Source organism: Micromonospora tarapacensis (assembly GCF_019697375.1).
GTDB classification, from domain to species: Bacteria; Actinomycetota; Actinomycetes; order Mycobacteriales; family Micromonosporaceae; genus Micromonospora; species Micromonospora tarapacensis.
The window spans coordinates 3,243,412-3,260,832 of sequence record NZ_JAHCDI010000004.1 but is presented as its reverse complement, the minus strand read 5'-3'; the positions used below and the strand labels follow the sequence as shown (position 1 = coordinate 3,260,832).

Annotated in this window: 1 pseudogene; it reads left to right on the top strand. The window is 72.6% G+C overall.

Going from position 1 to position 17,421, the window contains the following annotated elements:
* Positions 1-153: 153 nt before the first annotated feature.
* Positions 154-17,409, top strand: a pseudogene (locus KIF24_RS20525) (SDR family NAD(P)-dependent oxidoreductase); the annotation flags it as partial.
* Positions 17,410-17,421 lie beyond the last annotated feature (12 nt).

The following is a 17,421-nucleotide window of genomic DNA, read 5'->3' as shown; positions in this document are numbered from 1 at the left end:
TGACCTTAGGGGGGCCTAGGGGAGCGCAAGGGGTGTCGTCCGGATCGGCGTGCCGGCGAGGCTGAGGCCGCACCGACGAGCGTGATTGCGGGGGCGCCGATGCTTCGAACTGACCTGATCAGGCCGTTGTCCGAGCTGCTGCACGAGCACGCCGCGACGACCGGCGACAAGGTCGCGTTCGCCGATGACCGTCGCGCCCTGACGTACGCGCAACTGGAGCGACGCACCGCTCGCCTCGCGGGTCACCTCGCCGCCGAGGGTGTCGGGCGTGGCGACCGGGTGGCCGTCTTCCTCGCCAACAGTGTCGAGGTGGCGGAGAGCTACCTCGCCGTGCTCCGGGCCGCCGCGATCGCCGTGCCGCTCAACCCGGCCTCCAGCGACGCCGAGCTGGCCTACCTGCTCGATGACAGCGGCGCCATCGCGATCATCACCGACCAGCGGCACCAAGCCGAGGTCGCCCGGGTCACCGCGGGTCGGCGCACGACCCTGCTGGTTACCGGTGACGGCGTACCGGCCGACGGCCAGGTGCTCGGATACGAGCGACTTGCCACCACCGACCCGGCCGAGCCCGCCCGCGACGACCTCGATCTGGACGCCCCCGCGTGGATGCTCTACACGTCCGGCACCACCGGCCGCCCCAAGGGCGTGTTGTCGACCCAGCGCACCTGCCTGTGGTCGGTCGCCGCCTGCTACGTCCCGATTCTGGGCCTCTCGCCGGACGACCGCATGCTGTGGCCGCTGCCGATGTTTCACAGCCTCGCCCATGTGCTGTGCGTGCAGGGCACCGTCGCCGTGGGTTCGAGCGTGCGGATCATGTCGGGGTTCGCCGCCGAGGACGTCCTGAACTGGCTTCAGCGGGAGCCAGTGACGTTCCTGCCCGGCGTACCGACGATGTTCCACTACCTCCTGCAGGCGGTCGGGGGCGACCGGCTCGAGGTGCACGGTCTGCGTCGCTGCCTGGTGACCGGATCGGTGGCGAGCGCAGCGCTACGGGATGCGTTCGAGTCAGCCTTCGGCGTGCCGCTGCTGGATACCTACGGCTCCACCGAAACCTGCGGCGCCATCACCGTCAACTGGCCGACCGGAACCCGGGTACCGGGTTCGTGTGGCCTCCCGGTGCCCGGCCTGACCGTCCGTGTCGTCCATCGCGAGACGGGCCGTGACCTGCCGCCGGGCGACGAGGGGGAGGTCTGGGTCCGCGGGCCGAACATCATGCTCGGCTACCACGACCAGCCCGCCGCGACCGAGCAGGCACTGCGCCACGGCTGGTACCGCACCGGGGACCTGGCGTACGTCGACGCCGCCGGATACCTCACCATCACCGGCCGCAGCAAGGAGCTCATCATCCGGGGCGGGGAGAACATTCACCCCGCTGAGATCGAGGACGTGGTGCGAGCCGTGCCCGGCATCGCCGACGTCGCGGTCGCCGGCCGGGCGCACGAGGTCCTCGGCGAGGTCCCGGTCGCCTACCTGATTGCGGCCGCGCCGGGGTCGATCCGTTCGCACGACGTGCTGGCGGCATGCCGGGAGCAGTTGTCGTACTTCAAGATCCCCCAGGAACTGCACGAGGTCACCGACATCCCGCGCACCAGCTCCGGGAAGATCCGCCGGCACCTGCTCGGCGACCGGCCCACCCGGATCCTCGCCGTCCGGATCGGTGACCGCGACCCGCTGCGACGACTCGAATGGACACCGACCGCGGTGCCACAGGGCGCACCGCCACCGACCGACTGGATCGCTGTCGGCCTCGACCCGGCCACCGCTGCTGCCGCCGGCATCGAACGGACCGCCGCCGACCTGCGCGCCACATCGGTCGGCGCCCAACCGCCACCCGTCGTCGTCGCGACCGCCGACGAGGACGGGCGGGCGATCCGGGACTGGCTCGACTCACCGCACGCCCGCTCCACCCGGCTCATCGTCGTCACTCGTGGTGCGGTGTCAACGGCGGATAGTGAGGACGTGCCGGACCTGGCTCACGCCGGGATCTGGGGCACCATCCGTTCGCTGCCGGAGGAACAGCGAAACCGGGTCGTCGCGGTTGACCTGGACGAGCACCTGGCCTCGGCGCACACACTCACCGCCGCGCTCACCCTCGGCGAGCCTTACCTCGCCATCCGGGCGGGTGCGGTGCTCGTGCCACGGCTCGTCCCGGCCCCCGTGGGAACCGACGCGGCCATCCCGGCGCTGCACCCCGGCGGATCCGCCCTGGTGACCGGAACCTCCACCGAAGCCGTCAGCTTCGCCGCGCGGCGCCTGGTACAGGCGCACGGCGTACGGCACGTGAGCGTCGTGCACGACGGGCCGGTCGAAGCCTTCGCCGACGCCACCGTCTCGACGCACGCAACCGTGCGGGACGCGCTTGCGACGATACCCGCCGACCGGCCCCTGACTGCCGTTGTGCACACCGACGTCGAGGCCGTCCACGACCTGGTCGAGCTGCATGAGCAGACCCGGGACCTCGATATCGCCGCGTTCGTCATCTTCTCCAGCGCAGCCGGCACACTCGGCGACCCCGACCGGCCTGAGCTGGCCGCAGCCGCCGCGCATGCCGACGCACTCGCCCGCCACCGGGCCGCCTTCGGCCTGGCTGCCGTGTCGATCGGCTGGGGAGAGTGGGATCCGGACAGCGCCGAGGCCGCCACTGTGTTCGATGTGGCGCGTGGCATCGGCAGCACCGTCGTCGTCACCGCCGGGCCTTCTCCCGAAGCGCAGGTCGAATGCGCGCCGCAGGTTCTCGACGCCGGCCTGCTGCGGCGCCTGGTTCAGGAGGAAACGGCGGCGGTGCTGGGCGTCGATGCCGCCACCCTGCCGGCCGACCGGTCCTTCCGGGATCTCGGCTTCGACTCTGTCTCCGCGGTGCGGCTGCGCGACCGGATTGCCGCCCGCGCCGGTCTGCCGCTGCCGGCCACCGTGATCTTCGACCATCCCACGCCGGCCGATCTGGCCGCGTCGATCCACGCGTCCCTCACCGGCGTACGCCCGGTCGTGCAGAGCCGGCCCGCGGTGCGCGTACCCGTCGAGGAGCCAATCGCGATCGTGGCCATGAGCTGCCGATTGCCCGGCGGGGTCGACGACCCGGAAGAGTTGTGGCGCCTGCTCGCCGACGGTGGCGAGGCCATCAGTACGTTCCCGGTCGACCGCGGTTGGCTGTTGGAGCGGCTGCACGACCCCGACGGGCAGCGACCAGGAACCACCTACGTCGACAGGGGAGGATTCCTCCGGGGTGCCGCCGAATTCGACGCGGATTTCTTCGGTATCAGTCCTCGCGAGGCCACGGCGATGGATCCGCAGCAACGACTGCTGCTGGAAACCACATGGGAGGCCCTCGAACGGGCCGGGATAGCTCCGCACACCGTGCGCGGAGCACGAGTCGGCGTCTACGCAGGCGTCATGTTCCACGACTACGGCACCGGTCTGACCGGTCTGCCGGAGGAGGTGGAGGGCTACCTCAGCACCGGTGGCGCCGGCAGCGTGGCCTCCGGTCGCCTCGCCTACACGTTCGGATTCGAAGGACCCGCCATCACCGTCGACACCGCCTGCTCGTCCTCGCTCGTCGCCGTTCATCTCGCGGCGCAGGCGCTACGGCGCGGGGAGTGCACTCTCGCCGTGGCCGGCGGAGTCACCGTGATGGCGACCCCTGGGCCGTTCGTGGAGTTCAGCCGACAGCGGGCGCTTGCCCCGGACGGGCGGTGCAAGCCGTTCTCCGCCGACGCCGACGGCACCGTTTTCGCCGAGGGTGCCGGCATCGTGTTGCTCGAGACCCTCTCTGACGCCCGGCGCAACGGTCACCCGGTCCTGGCCGTCATCCGCGGCAGCGCGGTCAACCAGGACGGCGCCAGTAACGGGCTCACGGCACCCAGCGGACTCGCGCAGCAGCGGCTCATCGAGCAGGCGCTCGCAAACGCCGGGCTGACGCCGTCGGACGTGGACGCCGTCGAAGCACACGGCACCGGCACCGCCCTCGGCGACCCGATCGAGGCGGGCGCACTGCTCGCCGTCTACGGTCGCGACCGCGACCCGGACCGGCCGCTCTGGCTGGGCTCGCTGAAGTCGAACATCGGCCACACCCAGGCCGCTGCCGGGGTTGCGGGTCTCATCAAGATGGTGCTTGCGATGCGGTGGGCTGAACTGCCCCGCACCCTGCACGCCGAGCAGCCATCCACTCTCGTCGAGTGGACCGCCGGCGCCGTCCGGCTGCTCACCGAGTCCCGACTGTGGGAGATCGGCACCCGCCCACGCCGGGCCGGGGTCTCCTCGTTCGGTGTCAGCGGCACCAACGCCCATGTGATCATCGAGGAACCCACCGCGCAACCCGAACCTGCCGTCGCCGTACATCCGCCGCCGGGCACCGTTCCCGTACTGTTGTCCGGACGTGGGGAGCAGGCGCTACGGGCGCACGCCGCCGGACTGCTCCGCTACCTGGCCACCCGACCTGACGCTCCTGTCGCCGACGTCGCCGCCGCCCAGACGACGAGGGCCAACCTGACCCACCGCGCCGCCGTGCTGGCGTCTTCCCCGGACGAACTCCTCGCCGGACTCACCGCGCTCGCGAGCGGCGCCGCCGAGATCCGCCGGGTGTCCGACGACGGAGCCGGGATCCGGGCGCCTTTTGTCTTCCCGGGGCAGGGCGGCCAGTGGCGTGGGATGGGCGCCGAGCTGCTCGCCAGTTCCGAGGTCTTCGCCGCACGAGCCCGGGAGTGCGCCGACGCGCTCGCCGAGTTCCTCGACTGGAATGTGCTGGACGTTATCCGGGGAGCGCCGGACGCGCCGCCGTTGGAACGGGTCGACGTGGTCCAGCCAGCGCTGTTCACCACGATGGTCGCACTCGCGGCGCTCTGGCGCTCCTACGGCGTAGAGCCGAGCGCGGTCGTCGGTCACTCCCAGGGCGAGATCGCCGCCGCCTGCGTCGCTGGTGGGCTCTCGTTGCAGGACGGGGCTCGGATCGTCGCACTGCGCAGCCGGGCCTGGCTCAGCCTGGCCGGTCGTGGCGGCATGCTCGCGGTAAACGCGCCCGTCGAGGACATCGCCGCCCGCCTGACGCGCTGGGGTGACCGGCTTTCCATCGCAGCTGTCAACTCGCCGCGCTCGGTCACCGTCTCGGGTGAACCGGCCGCTCTCGACGACCTCGCGGCCAGCCTCGACGGCGAGGGCGTGCAGGCCCGCCGCATCCCTGGCGTCGACACCGCCGGGCACTCCGCCCAGGTCGACCAGCTGCGTATCCGACTGCTGGACGCCCTGGCACCGGTCGCGCCGCGGAAGTCCGCAGTGCCGTTCTATTCCACCGTCACCGGCGGCCTGTTCGACACAGAGGGGCTGGACGCCACCTACTGGTACCGCAACATCCGTGAGGTCGTGCGCTTCCAGGACGCGATCTCCGCGCTGGTCGAGGCGGGCCACCCGGTCTTTCTCGAAGTCAGCCCGCATCCGCTGCTGCGCGGCGCGATCGAGGACACGTCGGCCGACGCCTCGGTGGTGAGTACGCTGCGTCGCGAGGAGGGCGGCCGAGACAGGATCGCGCAGGCGCTCGCCGAAGCCCATCTGCACGGCGTGGCACTGGACTGGTCCCGCTGGTTCGTCGGTTCTCGGGGCAACCCGGCCGGGCTTCCCACGTATCCCTTCCAGCGGCGACGTTTCTGGCTCACCGGCAGCCCGGCCGCGGCCGACGTCTCCACCGCTGGGCTGGACCGGCCCGGACACCCACTGCTCGGCGCCGCGATCGTGTTGCCCGGCGACGGCGGCCACGTTTTCACCGGGCAGTTGTCCACCCGCAGCCATCCATGGCTGGCCGAGCACCGGGTCGACGGCGTGCCGCAGCTCGCTCCGGCGGCCTTCCTCGACCTTGCGCTTCGGGCCGGCGAGGCTGCGAACCTGCACCGCCTCGACATCCTGCGGATCGATGCACCGCTGCCGCTGACCGCCGAGGGCAGCCGGCTCCAGGTGGCCGTCGGCGCCGCCGACGAGACCGGCCGGCGCCCGGTGTCCGTCCATGCCTGCCCGGCCGACGATCCCGCCGCCGACTGGACCTGTCACGCCTCCGGCACCCTCGCGCTGGCAGGAGCGGCACCGGCCGTCGAGGACGCGCCGTGGCCACCATCCGATGCCCGGTCCCGTGACGTCGAAGAGATCCACGACCGGCTTGCCGAGGCCGGTCTCGACCACGGACCGTCCTTCCGTACCCTGCGCTCGGTCGCGCAGAGCCCCTCGGCATGGCACATCGAGACGGCGCACGTCGCGGGTGAGGATCGGGAGGGCTTCGCCCTCGACCCCACCCTCCTGGACGCAGCGGCGCACGTCCCGCCGGGCGGCCCCTCGATCGTCACCTGGCACGGCGTCACCCTGCACACCTCCGGCGCCAGCCACCTGCGCTGCACGGCGGGCGCCGACGGTTCGCTGTCGGCGGTCGACGTGGACGGCATCCAGGTGGTAACTGTCGAACGCACGGAACGCGTCCGACCCTCCGGCGCGACAGTGGTCTCCGGCGACCTGCGCCGACTCACCTGGACCGCACTGCCGGCGCCGTCCTCGCGGGGGAGGGCTGCCTTCGTCGACGACCTGGCCGCTCTGGCAGCTCTCGCCGGGGAATCCGTCCCGGACCTCGTCGTCACCCGTGCCGGCGCGCTGCCCGACGTGCTGGCGGCGGTGCAGGCATGGCTGGCCGAACCGACCTTCGTCGCCGCCCGACTCGCCGTCGTCACCACCACGGCCGTCGCCACCGGGCAGCCCGGCGAGGCCCTGGTGGACCCGGAGGCCGCGGCGGTGTGGGGCCTGGTACGGGTGGCGCAGACCGAACACCCCGACCGGATCGTCCTCGTCGACCTCGACGATCCAGCGGCCGACCCGGTGCCCGCCGCCCGTACCGGAGAACCTCAGCTGGCCGTTCGCAACGGTGCCGTGCTGGCGCCACGACTGCGCCGGGTGCGGCCGGACGCAGACGCGTGGCCGCCGGCGCTCGACCCCGCGGGCACCGTCCTGCTGACCGGCGCCACCGGCACCATCGGGCGGCTCCTCGCCCGCCACCTCGTCCGGGCATACGGGGTCCGGAACCTGCTGCTGGCCAGCCGCCGCGGACCCGCCGCAGACAGCGCGGCCGCCCTGCAGGCGGAACTGACCGAACTCGGCGCGACCGTCACGCTCGTGGCCTGCGACGTCGCCGACCGCGAGCAGGTACGCGGCCTGCTGGCGTCGGTTCCGACATCTCACCCGTTGACCGCCGTCGTGCACGCGGCTGCCGCCCTCGACGACGCTACCATCGAAGCCCTCGACGTCGCGCGGCTGACCTCGGTTCTGCGGCCCAAGGCGGACGCTGCGCGGCACCTGCACGAGCTGACCCGAGACACCCCGCTCGCCGCCTTCGTCCTGTTCTCCTCGATCGCCGGCACGCTCGGCACTGCCGGCCAGGCCAACTATGCCGCCGCCAACGCCTATCTCGACGGACTCGCCCAACATCGCCAGGCGCTCGGCCTGCCCGCCACCGCGCTCGCCTGGGGATTGTGGGCCGATCCCAGCGGTATGACGAGGCATCTCGACGAGGCCGCCCTGGACCGGCTCGGCCGGTCGGGCGTCGTCGGACTGTCAGCCGAGGACGGGCTGGCCCTCTTCGACGAGGGCCTGCGCAGCGGCCACCCGGTTCTCGTCCCGGCCCGGCTCGACATGGCGACCCTGCGCACGCGGCTCGGCGCCACTCCGTCTCTGCTGCGCGCGGCCCCGGTCCGGCCGCGCGCGGACACCGCCCGGCAACGCGACGCGACGCAGTTCACCGCCGAAACCTCGTTCGCGGCCGGTCTCGCCGCCCTCTCCGAGGCCGAGCGGACGGCGGTGCTGCGTGATCTGGTGCGTACCCACGCCGGCGGCACACTCGGCTACGGTCACCTCGACGAGTTTCCGCTCGACCGGCCCTTCAAGGATCTCGGCTTCGATTCCTTGACCGCGGTGGAACTGCGCAACCGGCTCAACCGGACCACCGGCCTCAGGTTGCCGACCACCGTCGCCTACGACCACCCGACCCCCGCGGCCCTGGTGGAGCACCTGCGAGCGGTGTTGCTCGGTGGTCCGGGCACCGACCGGGAGACCGGAGCGGCAGCCGCTGCGTCCACCACCGCCGACCGGGCCGCCGATCCGGTGGTCATCGTCGGTATGAGCTGCCGGTTCCCCGGCGGCGTCCGTGAGCCCGCGGACCTGTGGCAGCTGCTGCTCGACGAACGCGACGCGATCGCCGGTTTCCCGACCGACCGGGGCTGGGACCTCGGCGCCCTGTTCGACCCGGATCCCGACCGGGCCGGCACCAGCTACGTGCGATCCGGTGGGTTCCTCCACGACGCCGGCGACTTCGACGCCGAGTTCTTCGACATCAGCCCACGTGAGGCCAGGGCGATGGATCCGCAGCAGCGGCTGCTGCTGGAAGCCTCCTGGCATGCTCTGGAATCCGCGCGGATCGACCCGTCGTCGCTGCGCGGGACGGCGACCGGAGTCTTCGCCGGAACGAACGGCAGCGACTACACGACGCTGCTCGCGGCCACGCCGGAGGGCGGCGACTACCTGATCACCGGCGGCTCGGCCAGCGTTCTCTCCGGCCGCGTCGCGTACACGCTCGGTCTCGAAGGCCCCGCGATCAGCGTCGATACCGCGTGCTCGTCGTCCCTGGTCGCGTTGCACCTGGCCGCGCGGGCGTTGTACGAGGGGGAGTGCACGCTCGCGCTGGTCGGCGGGGTCACCGTGATGTCCACTCCGACGGGCTTCGTGGCGTTCAGCCGGCAACGCGGCCTCGCTCCGGACGGGCGCTGCAAGCCGTTCGCCGCCGCGGCCGACGGCACCGGCTGGGCCGAAGGCGTGGGCGTCCTCGTCGTCGAGCGGCTCTCGCAGGCCCGCCGGCTCGGCCACCCGGTTCTTGCCGTGGTTCGGGGCAGCGCCGTCAACCAGGATGGCGCCACCAACGGTCTCTCCGCTCCCAGCGGTCCGTCGCAGCAGCGGTTGATCCGTGCCGCGCTCGCCGATGCGGGGCTCACCGCGGAGCAGGTCGACGTCGTCGAGGCCCACGGCACCGGTACGGTCCTCGGCGACCCGATCGAGGCGCAGGCACTGCTCGCCACCTACGGCGTCGCGCACGACACCGATCGTCCGCTACGGCTCGGGTCGGTGAAGTCCAACCTGGGCCACACCCAGGCCGCCGCCGGCGTCGCCGGCGTCATCAAGACCGTCCTGGCGCTGCGACACGGCGTCGTCCCGCGCACGCTGCACGTGGACGAGCCGACCCCGCACGTCGACTGGACGAGCGGGAACGTACGCCTGGCGACTGAAGCCGTGCCCTGGCCCGCCACCGAGCACCCTCGCCGCGCCGGCGTCTCCTCGTTCGGAGTCAGCGGCACCAACGCTCACGTCATCCTCGAACAGGCCCCGGAGCCCGCGCCGCGGCCGGTACCGGCCGAACCCGACCGGCCGCTGCCGCTGGTGATCTCCGCCCGTACCCCGGTGGCACTGCGCGCCCGGGCCGCGGCACTGCTGGCCGCCGACCTGCCGCTCGCCGACCTGGCGATGTCCCTCGCCACCACGAGGGCGGCGCTGGAGCACCGAGCGGCCGTCGTCGCGGGCGACGCCGTCGACGCCCGCCGCGGTCTGGCCGCCCTGGCCGCCGGTCAACGCGCCCCGAACCTGGTCATCGGCGCGGCCACCGAGCGGGCCACGACGGCGTTCCTGTTCACCGGGCAGGGCAGCCAGCGTGCCGAGATGGGTGCTGAGCTCTACCGGCGCCACCCCGTCTTCGCCACCGCCCTCGACACCGTCTGCGCCGAACTCGACCGGCACCTCGACCGGCCGGTCAAGGAACTGATGTTCGCCGCGCCCGGTACCCCCGATGCGCTGCTCCTCGACCAGACCGGCTACACCCAGCCCGCGATCTTCGCGCTCGAGGTCGCGCTGTACCGCCTCGTCGAGAGCTGGGGGCTGCGGCCGGACTACCTGCTCGGCCACTCCATCGGCGAACTCGTCGCCGCCCACGTCACCGGCACGCTGTCGCTCGCCGATGCCAGCGGTCTGGTCGCCGCACGGGGCCGGCTGATGCAGGCGCTTCCGACCGGTGGAGCGATGGCCGCCATCCAGGCCTCCGTCAACGAGGTCGCCCCCACCCTCGTACACCGGGAGCGGTCCATCGGCATCGCCGCCGCCAACGGCCCGGACGCCACGGTGGTCTCGGGTGACGAGCAGGCCGTCGAGGAGGTCGCCGGGCTGTGGCGGGCTCGTGGCCGCCGGACCCGACGGCTGCCGGTCAGCCACGCCTTCCACTCGCCACTGATGGAGCCGATGCTCGCCGAGTTCCGGGCGGTCGCCGAGGAGTTGGACTACCACGAGCCGGTCATCCCGGTGGTGTCCAACCTGACCGGTGCACCGGTCGATTCCGCCGAGTTCCGCACCCCCGATTACTGGGTCCGGCACATCCGTCAGACGGTGCGCTTCGGCGACGGTGTCGCCTGGCTGTACGGCCACGGCGTCGACACGATCGTGGAGCTCGGACCGGACGACGTGCTCACCGCGTTGACCGACTCGCACCCCTCCGCTCTCTGTGTGTCCCTGCTGAGCAGACAGCGCCCCGAGGCGCTCGCCCTGGCCACCGCGTGTGGACGGCTGTACGCCGGCGGGGTGCGGCTGGACTGGCACGGACTGCTCGGCGATACCGGCGGTCGTGGCGCCGACCTGCCGCTCTATCCCCTGCAGCGCAGGCGGTTCTGGCTCGACAGCGCGGCCGTCGGCAGCACCCGGCAGACCGCCGATCCGACCACCTCGTGGCACTACCGGATCGCGTGGCGACCGGCGCCCTCCACCGCTACCACTACTCTCGCCGGGTCCCTCCTGGTCCTGGTGCCGCGCAGCGCCGCCGCCGACCCGTGGGTGACCAGCCTGCTGGACGGTCTCGGCGCCGTTGGCATCGAGCTCCGCACCGCCCGGATCGGCGGTGCCGCCGACCTCGCCGACCTGGCCTCCGCTCCGGGCGGTGTCCTGTCGTTGCTGGCCCTCGACGAGTCGCACGGCCTCGCGCTGACGCTCGCTCTCCTGCAGACGGATCTCGACGGCCCACTCTGGAGTGTCACCCGAGGTGCCGTGGGCACCGGCCCTGACGACCCCCCTACGAGCACCGACGAGGCCCAGGTCTGGGGGCTCGGTCGTGTCGCCGCCCTGGAACAGCCGCGGCGCTGGGGTGGTCTCGTGGACCTGTCACCCACTCGGGACGAACGCGACGCTCGCCTTCTCGCCGCGATCCTGGCCGCGCCCGACGGCGACGACCAGTTCGCCGTCCGCTCGGGGACCGTGCTCGCCCGACGCCTGGTCCGGGAATCGGTCTCCGGTGTCACTCCGCCGGCTCGCTTCGGCCCGTCGGACACTGTCCTGGTCACCGGTGGCACCGGCGGCATCGGCGCCGAGGTCGCCCGCCGACTCGCCGCACAGGGCGTGCGACGGCTCGTACTGACCAGCCGTCGCGGACCGGATGCACCCGGTGCCGCCCAGCTCGCTGTCGAACTGACCGAGTCGGGCGTCGACGTCACCGTCGCCGCCTGCGACATCTCCGACCGGGCGGCCGTCGCCGTGCTGCTCGACGACATCGGCCGCCAAGGGCGGCCGCTGACCGGCGTCGTGCACGCCGCCGGCGTCCTCGACGACGGCACCATCCCGACGCTCAGCCCGGAGTGTCTGGCCACCGTCCTGCGCCCGAAGGTCGACGGAGCCCGGATCCTCGACGAACTGACCCGCGACCTCGACCTCACCGCCTTCGTCCTCTTCAGCTCCCTCGCTGGCATGGTGGGTAGCGCAGGGCAGGGCAACTACGCGGCCGCCAACGCCTGCCTCGATGCGATCGCCGACGCCCGCCGCGCCACCGGCCGCCCGGCCGTCGCGGTCGCCTGGGGCGCCTGGGCCGAAGTCGGCATGGCGGCCGATCCGGCGACGGCCGACCGGCTACGCCGCGCGGGCACCGCGCCGATGACACCCGATCTCGCTCTCACCGCTCTGGACAGGGTGCTCGCCGCAGGCACCGGCGGGCTGGTCGCCGAGATCGACTGGCCGGTGTTCGGCCCGGCGCTGACCGGCATCCGCCGCAGCCGTCTTTTCGACGAGATCCCCGAGGCCGCACCGGCCCGGCCCGCTGCCGAGAACCCTGCCGGTGGACTCGCCGACCTGCCGTCCAGTGACCGCAAGCACGCGCTCACCACGCTTGTCCGAGCCGCCGTCGCCGACGTCCTCAACCACGATTCCGTCGAGGAGATCGCGCCGTCGCGCTCCTTCAAGCAACTCGGCTTCGACTCGCTCACCGCCGTACGACTGCGCAACCAGCTCAGCGAGGCGATCGACCGGAAGCTGCCCGCCACCCTCGTCTTCGACTATCCCGACACCGAGCGGCTGGTCAGCCACCTGGAAGCGATGCTCTACCACGAGCCCGGTGCGACAGCCCCGATGCCCTCGGCCGTCGCCACGCCGAGCGGCGAGCCGATCGCCATCGTCGGCATGGCATGCCGGTTCCCCGGCGACGCGGACACCCCGGACGCGCTGTGGGATCTGCTCGCCGGCGGCCGCGAGGGGTTCGGTCCCTTCCCCGCCGACCGGGGGTGGGACGTCGCGGCCATCTTCGACCCCACCGGCGAACGTCCCGGCTCCACCTACGTCCGCGCGGGTGGTTTCGTCCGCGACGCCACCGAATTCGACGCAGCGTTCTTCGGCATCAGCCCGCGCGAGGCCCTCGCTATGGATCCACAGCAGCGGCTGGTCCTCGAGACCTCGTGGGAGGCGATCGAGGACGCCGGTCTCGACGTCGCCGCGCTGCGCGGTCGACCCACCGGGGTCTTCATGGGCACCAACGCGCACGACTACGTGGCCCGCCTGAAGCACATCCCCGATCAGGTCGAGGGCTATGTCGGCACCGGCAACTCGGCCAGTGTGGTGTCGGGCCGGGTCGCGTACACCTTCGGCTTCGAAGGGCCGGCCGTCACGGTCGACACCGCGTGCTCATCCTCACTGGTCGCCCTGCACCTGGCCGGGCAGTCACTGCGCGTCGGGGAGTGCGACCTGGCGCTGGTAGGTGGGGTCACGGTGATGTCGACCCCGGCGGCCTTCGTCGAGTTCTCCCGCCAGCGCGGCCTCGCCGCCGACGGTCGCTGCAAGTCCTTCGCCGCCGCCGCTGACGGCACCGGCTGGGGCGAGGGAGTCGGGGTGGTCGTGCTGGAACGGCTCTCCGACGCTCGCCGCAACAACCATCGGGTTCTCGCCCTGGTGCTGGGTTCGGCAGTCAACCAGGACGGCGCCTCGCACGGTCTGACCGCCCCGAACGGCCCGTCGCAGGAGCGGGTGATCCGGCAGGCCCTTGCCAATGCCGGTCTGGCACCCGGCGACGTCGACGCCGTGGAAGCACACGGTACGGGTACGGCGCTGGGCGATCCGATCGAGGCGCAGGCGTTGCTCGCCACGTACGGCGAAGATCGGGACCGCCCGCTGTGGCTCGGATCGGTGAAGTCGAACATCGGCCACACCCAGGCGGCCGCGGGCATCGCGGGCGTCATGAAGATGGTCCTCGCGCTCCGCAACGACCTGCTCCCGCCCACCCTGCACGTCGACGAGCCAAACCCGCACGTCGACTGGGCCGCCGGGAACGTACGCCTGCTGTCGGAGCCCGTGGCGTGGAAGGCCAACGGTAGGTCCCGCCGCGCCGGTGTCTCGTCCTTCGGCATCTCCGGCACCAACGCGCACGTCGTCATCGGCGAGGCACCGGAGGTCGAAGCGACGACCGACGCCGACCCGGCCCCCGTCGCGGTGACCCCGCTGGTGCTCTCCGCCCGCGGGGTACCTGCACTGCGTGCTCGGTCCGCCGGGATCGCCGCCGCTCTGGACCAGGGCGACGCGGACCTGGCGGCCGTCGCCTCGACCCTTGTGCGGCGCCGCTCCGTGCTGCCGGACCGGGCCGTGGTCCTCGGCGCCACCCGGCGGGACCTCATCGCCGGGCTGCGGGCCCTCGCCGCCGGTGAGGTCGTCGGCGGCCTGGTCACCGGTCGCGCCGCTCCGGCCGGCGCAGTGGGTCTCGTCTTCTCCGGGCAGGGTTCGCAGTGGCCCGGCATGGGCCGCGGCCTGGCGGAGTCCTTCCCGGTGTTCCGGGCCGTCTTCGACGACGTGTGTGACCGCTTCGCGGGTCTCCGCGAGGTGGTCTGGGGTTCCGATGCCGCCGCCCTGACCGCGACCGGCTTCGCGCAACCCGCCCTGTTCGCCGTGGAGGTAGCGCTTCACCGGTTGCTGGAGTCGTGGGGTGTCCGCGCGGACGTACTGCTCGGCCATTCGGTCGGCGAGATCGCGGCCGCCCACGTGGCCGGCATCTTCTCCCTCGACGACGCGTGCCGTCTCGTCTCCGCGCGTGCCGGGTTGATGCAGGAGCTGCCCTCCGGCGGGGCGATGGCGGTCGTCGACGCGACCGAGGAGGAGGTGCTCGCAGCCGGCTTCGACGTCGACGTCGCCGCCGTGAACGGACCCCGGTCAGTGGTCATCTCCGGCGCGGCGGACGCGGTCGATGCGGCAGCGGCGGCGTGGCGGTCCAAGAAGCTCCGGGTCAGTCACGCATTCCATTCGCGGATGATGGAGCCGATGCTCGAGCCGTTCGCGGCTGCCATCGCCGGGGTGTCGTACCACGAGCCGACCCTGCGTCTGCTGTCCACGGCGGACGTCGACGCGGACATGACCTCGACTCCCTACTGGGTCGGGCAGGTACGCAGGCCGGTCCGGTACGCGGACGCCCTCGCCGCGATGCTGGAGCGGGAGGTCACCACGGTCATCGAGGTCGGGCCCGGAACAGGGCTGTCCGCCCTGGTGCAGCAGGACGGCGTACGAGCGGTCTCGCTGCTGCGCAAGGATCGTGACGAGGTCGCCTCGGTGCTGACGGGGGTGGCGGAGGCTTTCACCGCCGGCGCACACGTCGACTGGAGCGCTCTGGCGCCGGCCCGGCCGCCGACCGTGCTACCTGCGTATCCGTTCCAGCGCACCCGCTACTGGCTGGACGAGACCGAGCCCGATCGTCACCAGTTGCTCGACCCCGCCGTCCACCTGGCCGCCACCGACCAGGTCCTGCTCACCGGCCGGCTCTCCCTTGCCGCACAGCCGTGGCTCGCCGATCACCGGATTACCGGCCGGAGCGTCGTTCCCGGTACCGGGCTGGTCGAACTGGCCCTGTCGGCCGCAGATGCCGCGGGCCGCCCGCTCGTCGAGGAGCTCACCCTGCACCGGCCACTCGTCATACCGGATACCGGTAGCGTCGATCTGCAGGTGATCGCGGGCCCGGACGGCGACGATCGCAGCCGCGTCACCGTCCATGCCCGTACCGGTGACGGCTCGTGGACCTGCCACGCCACCGGAATGCTCGCCGATGACGCCGACCCGTCCGTGGTGGCAGAAACCGTTCGCACCGATGCCTGGCCGCCGGCCGGTGCCGAACCCCTGCCCATCGGTGACCTGTACGAGCGACTCGCCGACCGGGGTCTGGAGTACGGCCCGCTGTTCCAGGGACTGCGCCGCGCATGGCGTCACGCCGACGACCTGTTCGCCGAGGTGGTGCTCCCCGATCCGGCTGCCACCTCCGGCTTCACGCTGCATCCCGCGCTGCTGGACGCCGCGCTGCACACCGCGACACTCGCCGAGATCGGTGACTCCCCGGCACGGCTGCCGTTCCTGTTCACCGGCGTACGTCGCACCGGCAACAGTGCCACCGCATTGCGGGTCCACGTCCGTGGCGGCGAAGGCGACGGGATCCGCCTCGACGCTACCGACCACGACGGAGTTCCGGTCATCACCATCGCCTCACTGGTGTCCCGCCCGGTCGACACGGAATCGCTCGGACGGCACCCGGCCGGTCCGCTCTACCGCTTGGACTGGCAGCCCCTCACCGAGGTGACCTCCGCCACCGCGCAGCCCGACGTGACGTGGCTGGGCACCGTCGACATGCCCGACTTGGACGGGCTCAGGAGCCGACCCGCCGTTCCCGCCTTCGTGATGCTGCGGGTCGAGCCGGGCGACGGCGAGCTGGCCGCGCGGACGCACCGTGCCGTCGCGGACGTGCTCACGGTCGTTCAGCACTGGCTCGCCGAGCCCCGCTGGGAGACCGCCCGCCTCGTCGTCGTCGCGCCGCACGACGACCCGGCCGGCTCCGCCGTCTGGGGCCTGGTCCGGTCGGTGCAGGCCGAACAGCCCGGGCGTGTAGTCCTGGCCGACCTCCACGGAGACCACTTGACGCCGGCTGTCCTCGCAGCCCTGCACAGCGAACCCCAGGTCATCGTCCGCGGCCGCGAGATCCTGGTGCCCCGCCTGCTGCCAGCTCCGCCGGCGGAGGAGACCACCGACGCCTGGCCCGCCGACGGCACCGTCCTGGTAACCGGTGCCAGCGGCACACTCGGCGCGCTCGTCGCCCGGCACCTGGCCCGTACGCGACGCGCGTCCCGCCTGGTCCTGCTGTCCCGCCAGGGTGCCGAGGCGGGCAACGCCCGCGAACTCGCCGACGACCTGGCGGCAGTGGGCTGCGAGGCGAGGTTCGCCGCGTGCGATGTCGCCGACCGCGAGGCGCTCGCCCGGGTGATAGCGGATTACCCGCCGACGGCGGTCGTGCACGCCGCCGGGGTCCTCGACGACGGGGTAATCGGGTCGATGACGCCGGAGCGGCTGGCCGCTGTCCTGCGGCCCAAGGTCGACGGCGCCACCAATCTGCACGAACTGACTCGGGACCTGGGTCTCACCGCCTTCGTACTCTTCTCCTCGGCGTCGGCCGTCATCGGTGGACCCGGCCAGGCCAACTACGCGGCGGCGAACGGGTTCCAGGACGGGCTCGCCCGGGAGCGCCACCGGCATGGACTGCCGGCGCACTCGCTCGCCTGGGGGCTGTGGGCCGGGAGCAGCGGAATGACTGCGCATCTCGATGACGTGGACCTACGGCGGATAGCCCAGAACGGCATCGTCCCGCTGACGTCGGAGCGCGGCCTCGACCTTCTCGATCGGGCCCTCGGCGCGGGCCTGCCCGACCCGGTGCTGGTGCCGCTCGACCGCACGGTACTTCGCGCGCAGGCCGCCCGCGGCGAGCTGCCGCACGTGCTGCGGGCACTCGTCGGTGCCGATACCCGCGTCGCCAGGGAGCCGGACGAGACGCTCGCCGACCGGCTGGCGGCCCTGCCGCGCGATGAGCGGGCCCCTTTCCTGTTGGATCTCGTGCGAGGCCACGTCGCTGCGGTGCTCGGTCACACCGGTGGCCCGGACGCGATCGAGTCCGCGACGACGTTCCGGGACCTCGGCTTCGACTCTCTCACCGCTGTGCAGCTGCGCAACCAACTCGCCGCCGCGACCGGCCTGCGGCTGCCCGCCACGCTGGTCTTCGACCACCCGACAGCGGCGGCGATCGCGGTGTTCGTCCACAACCGGCTCGTC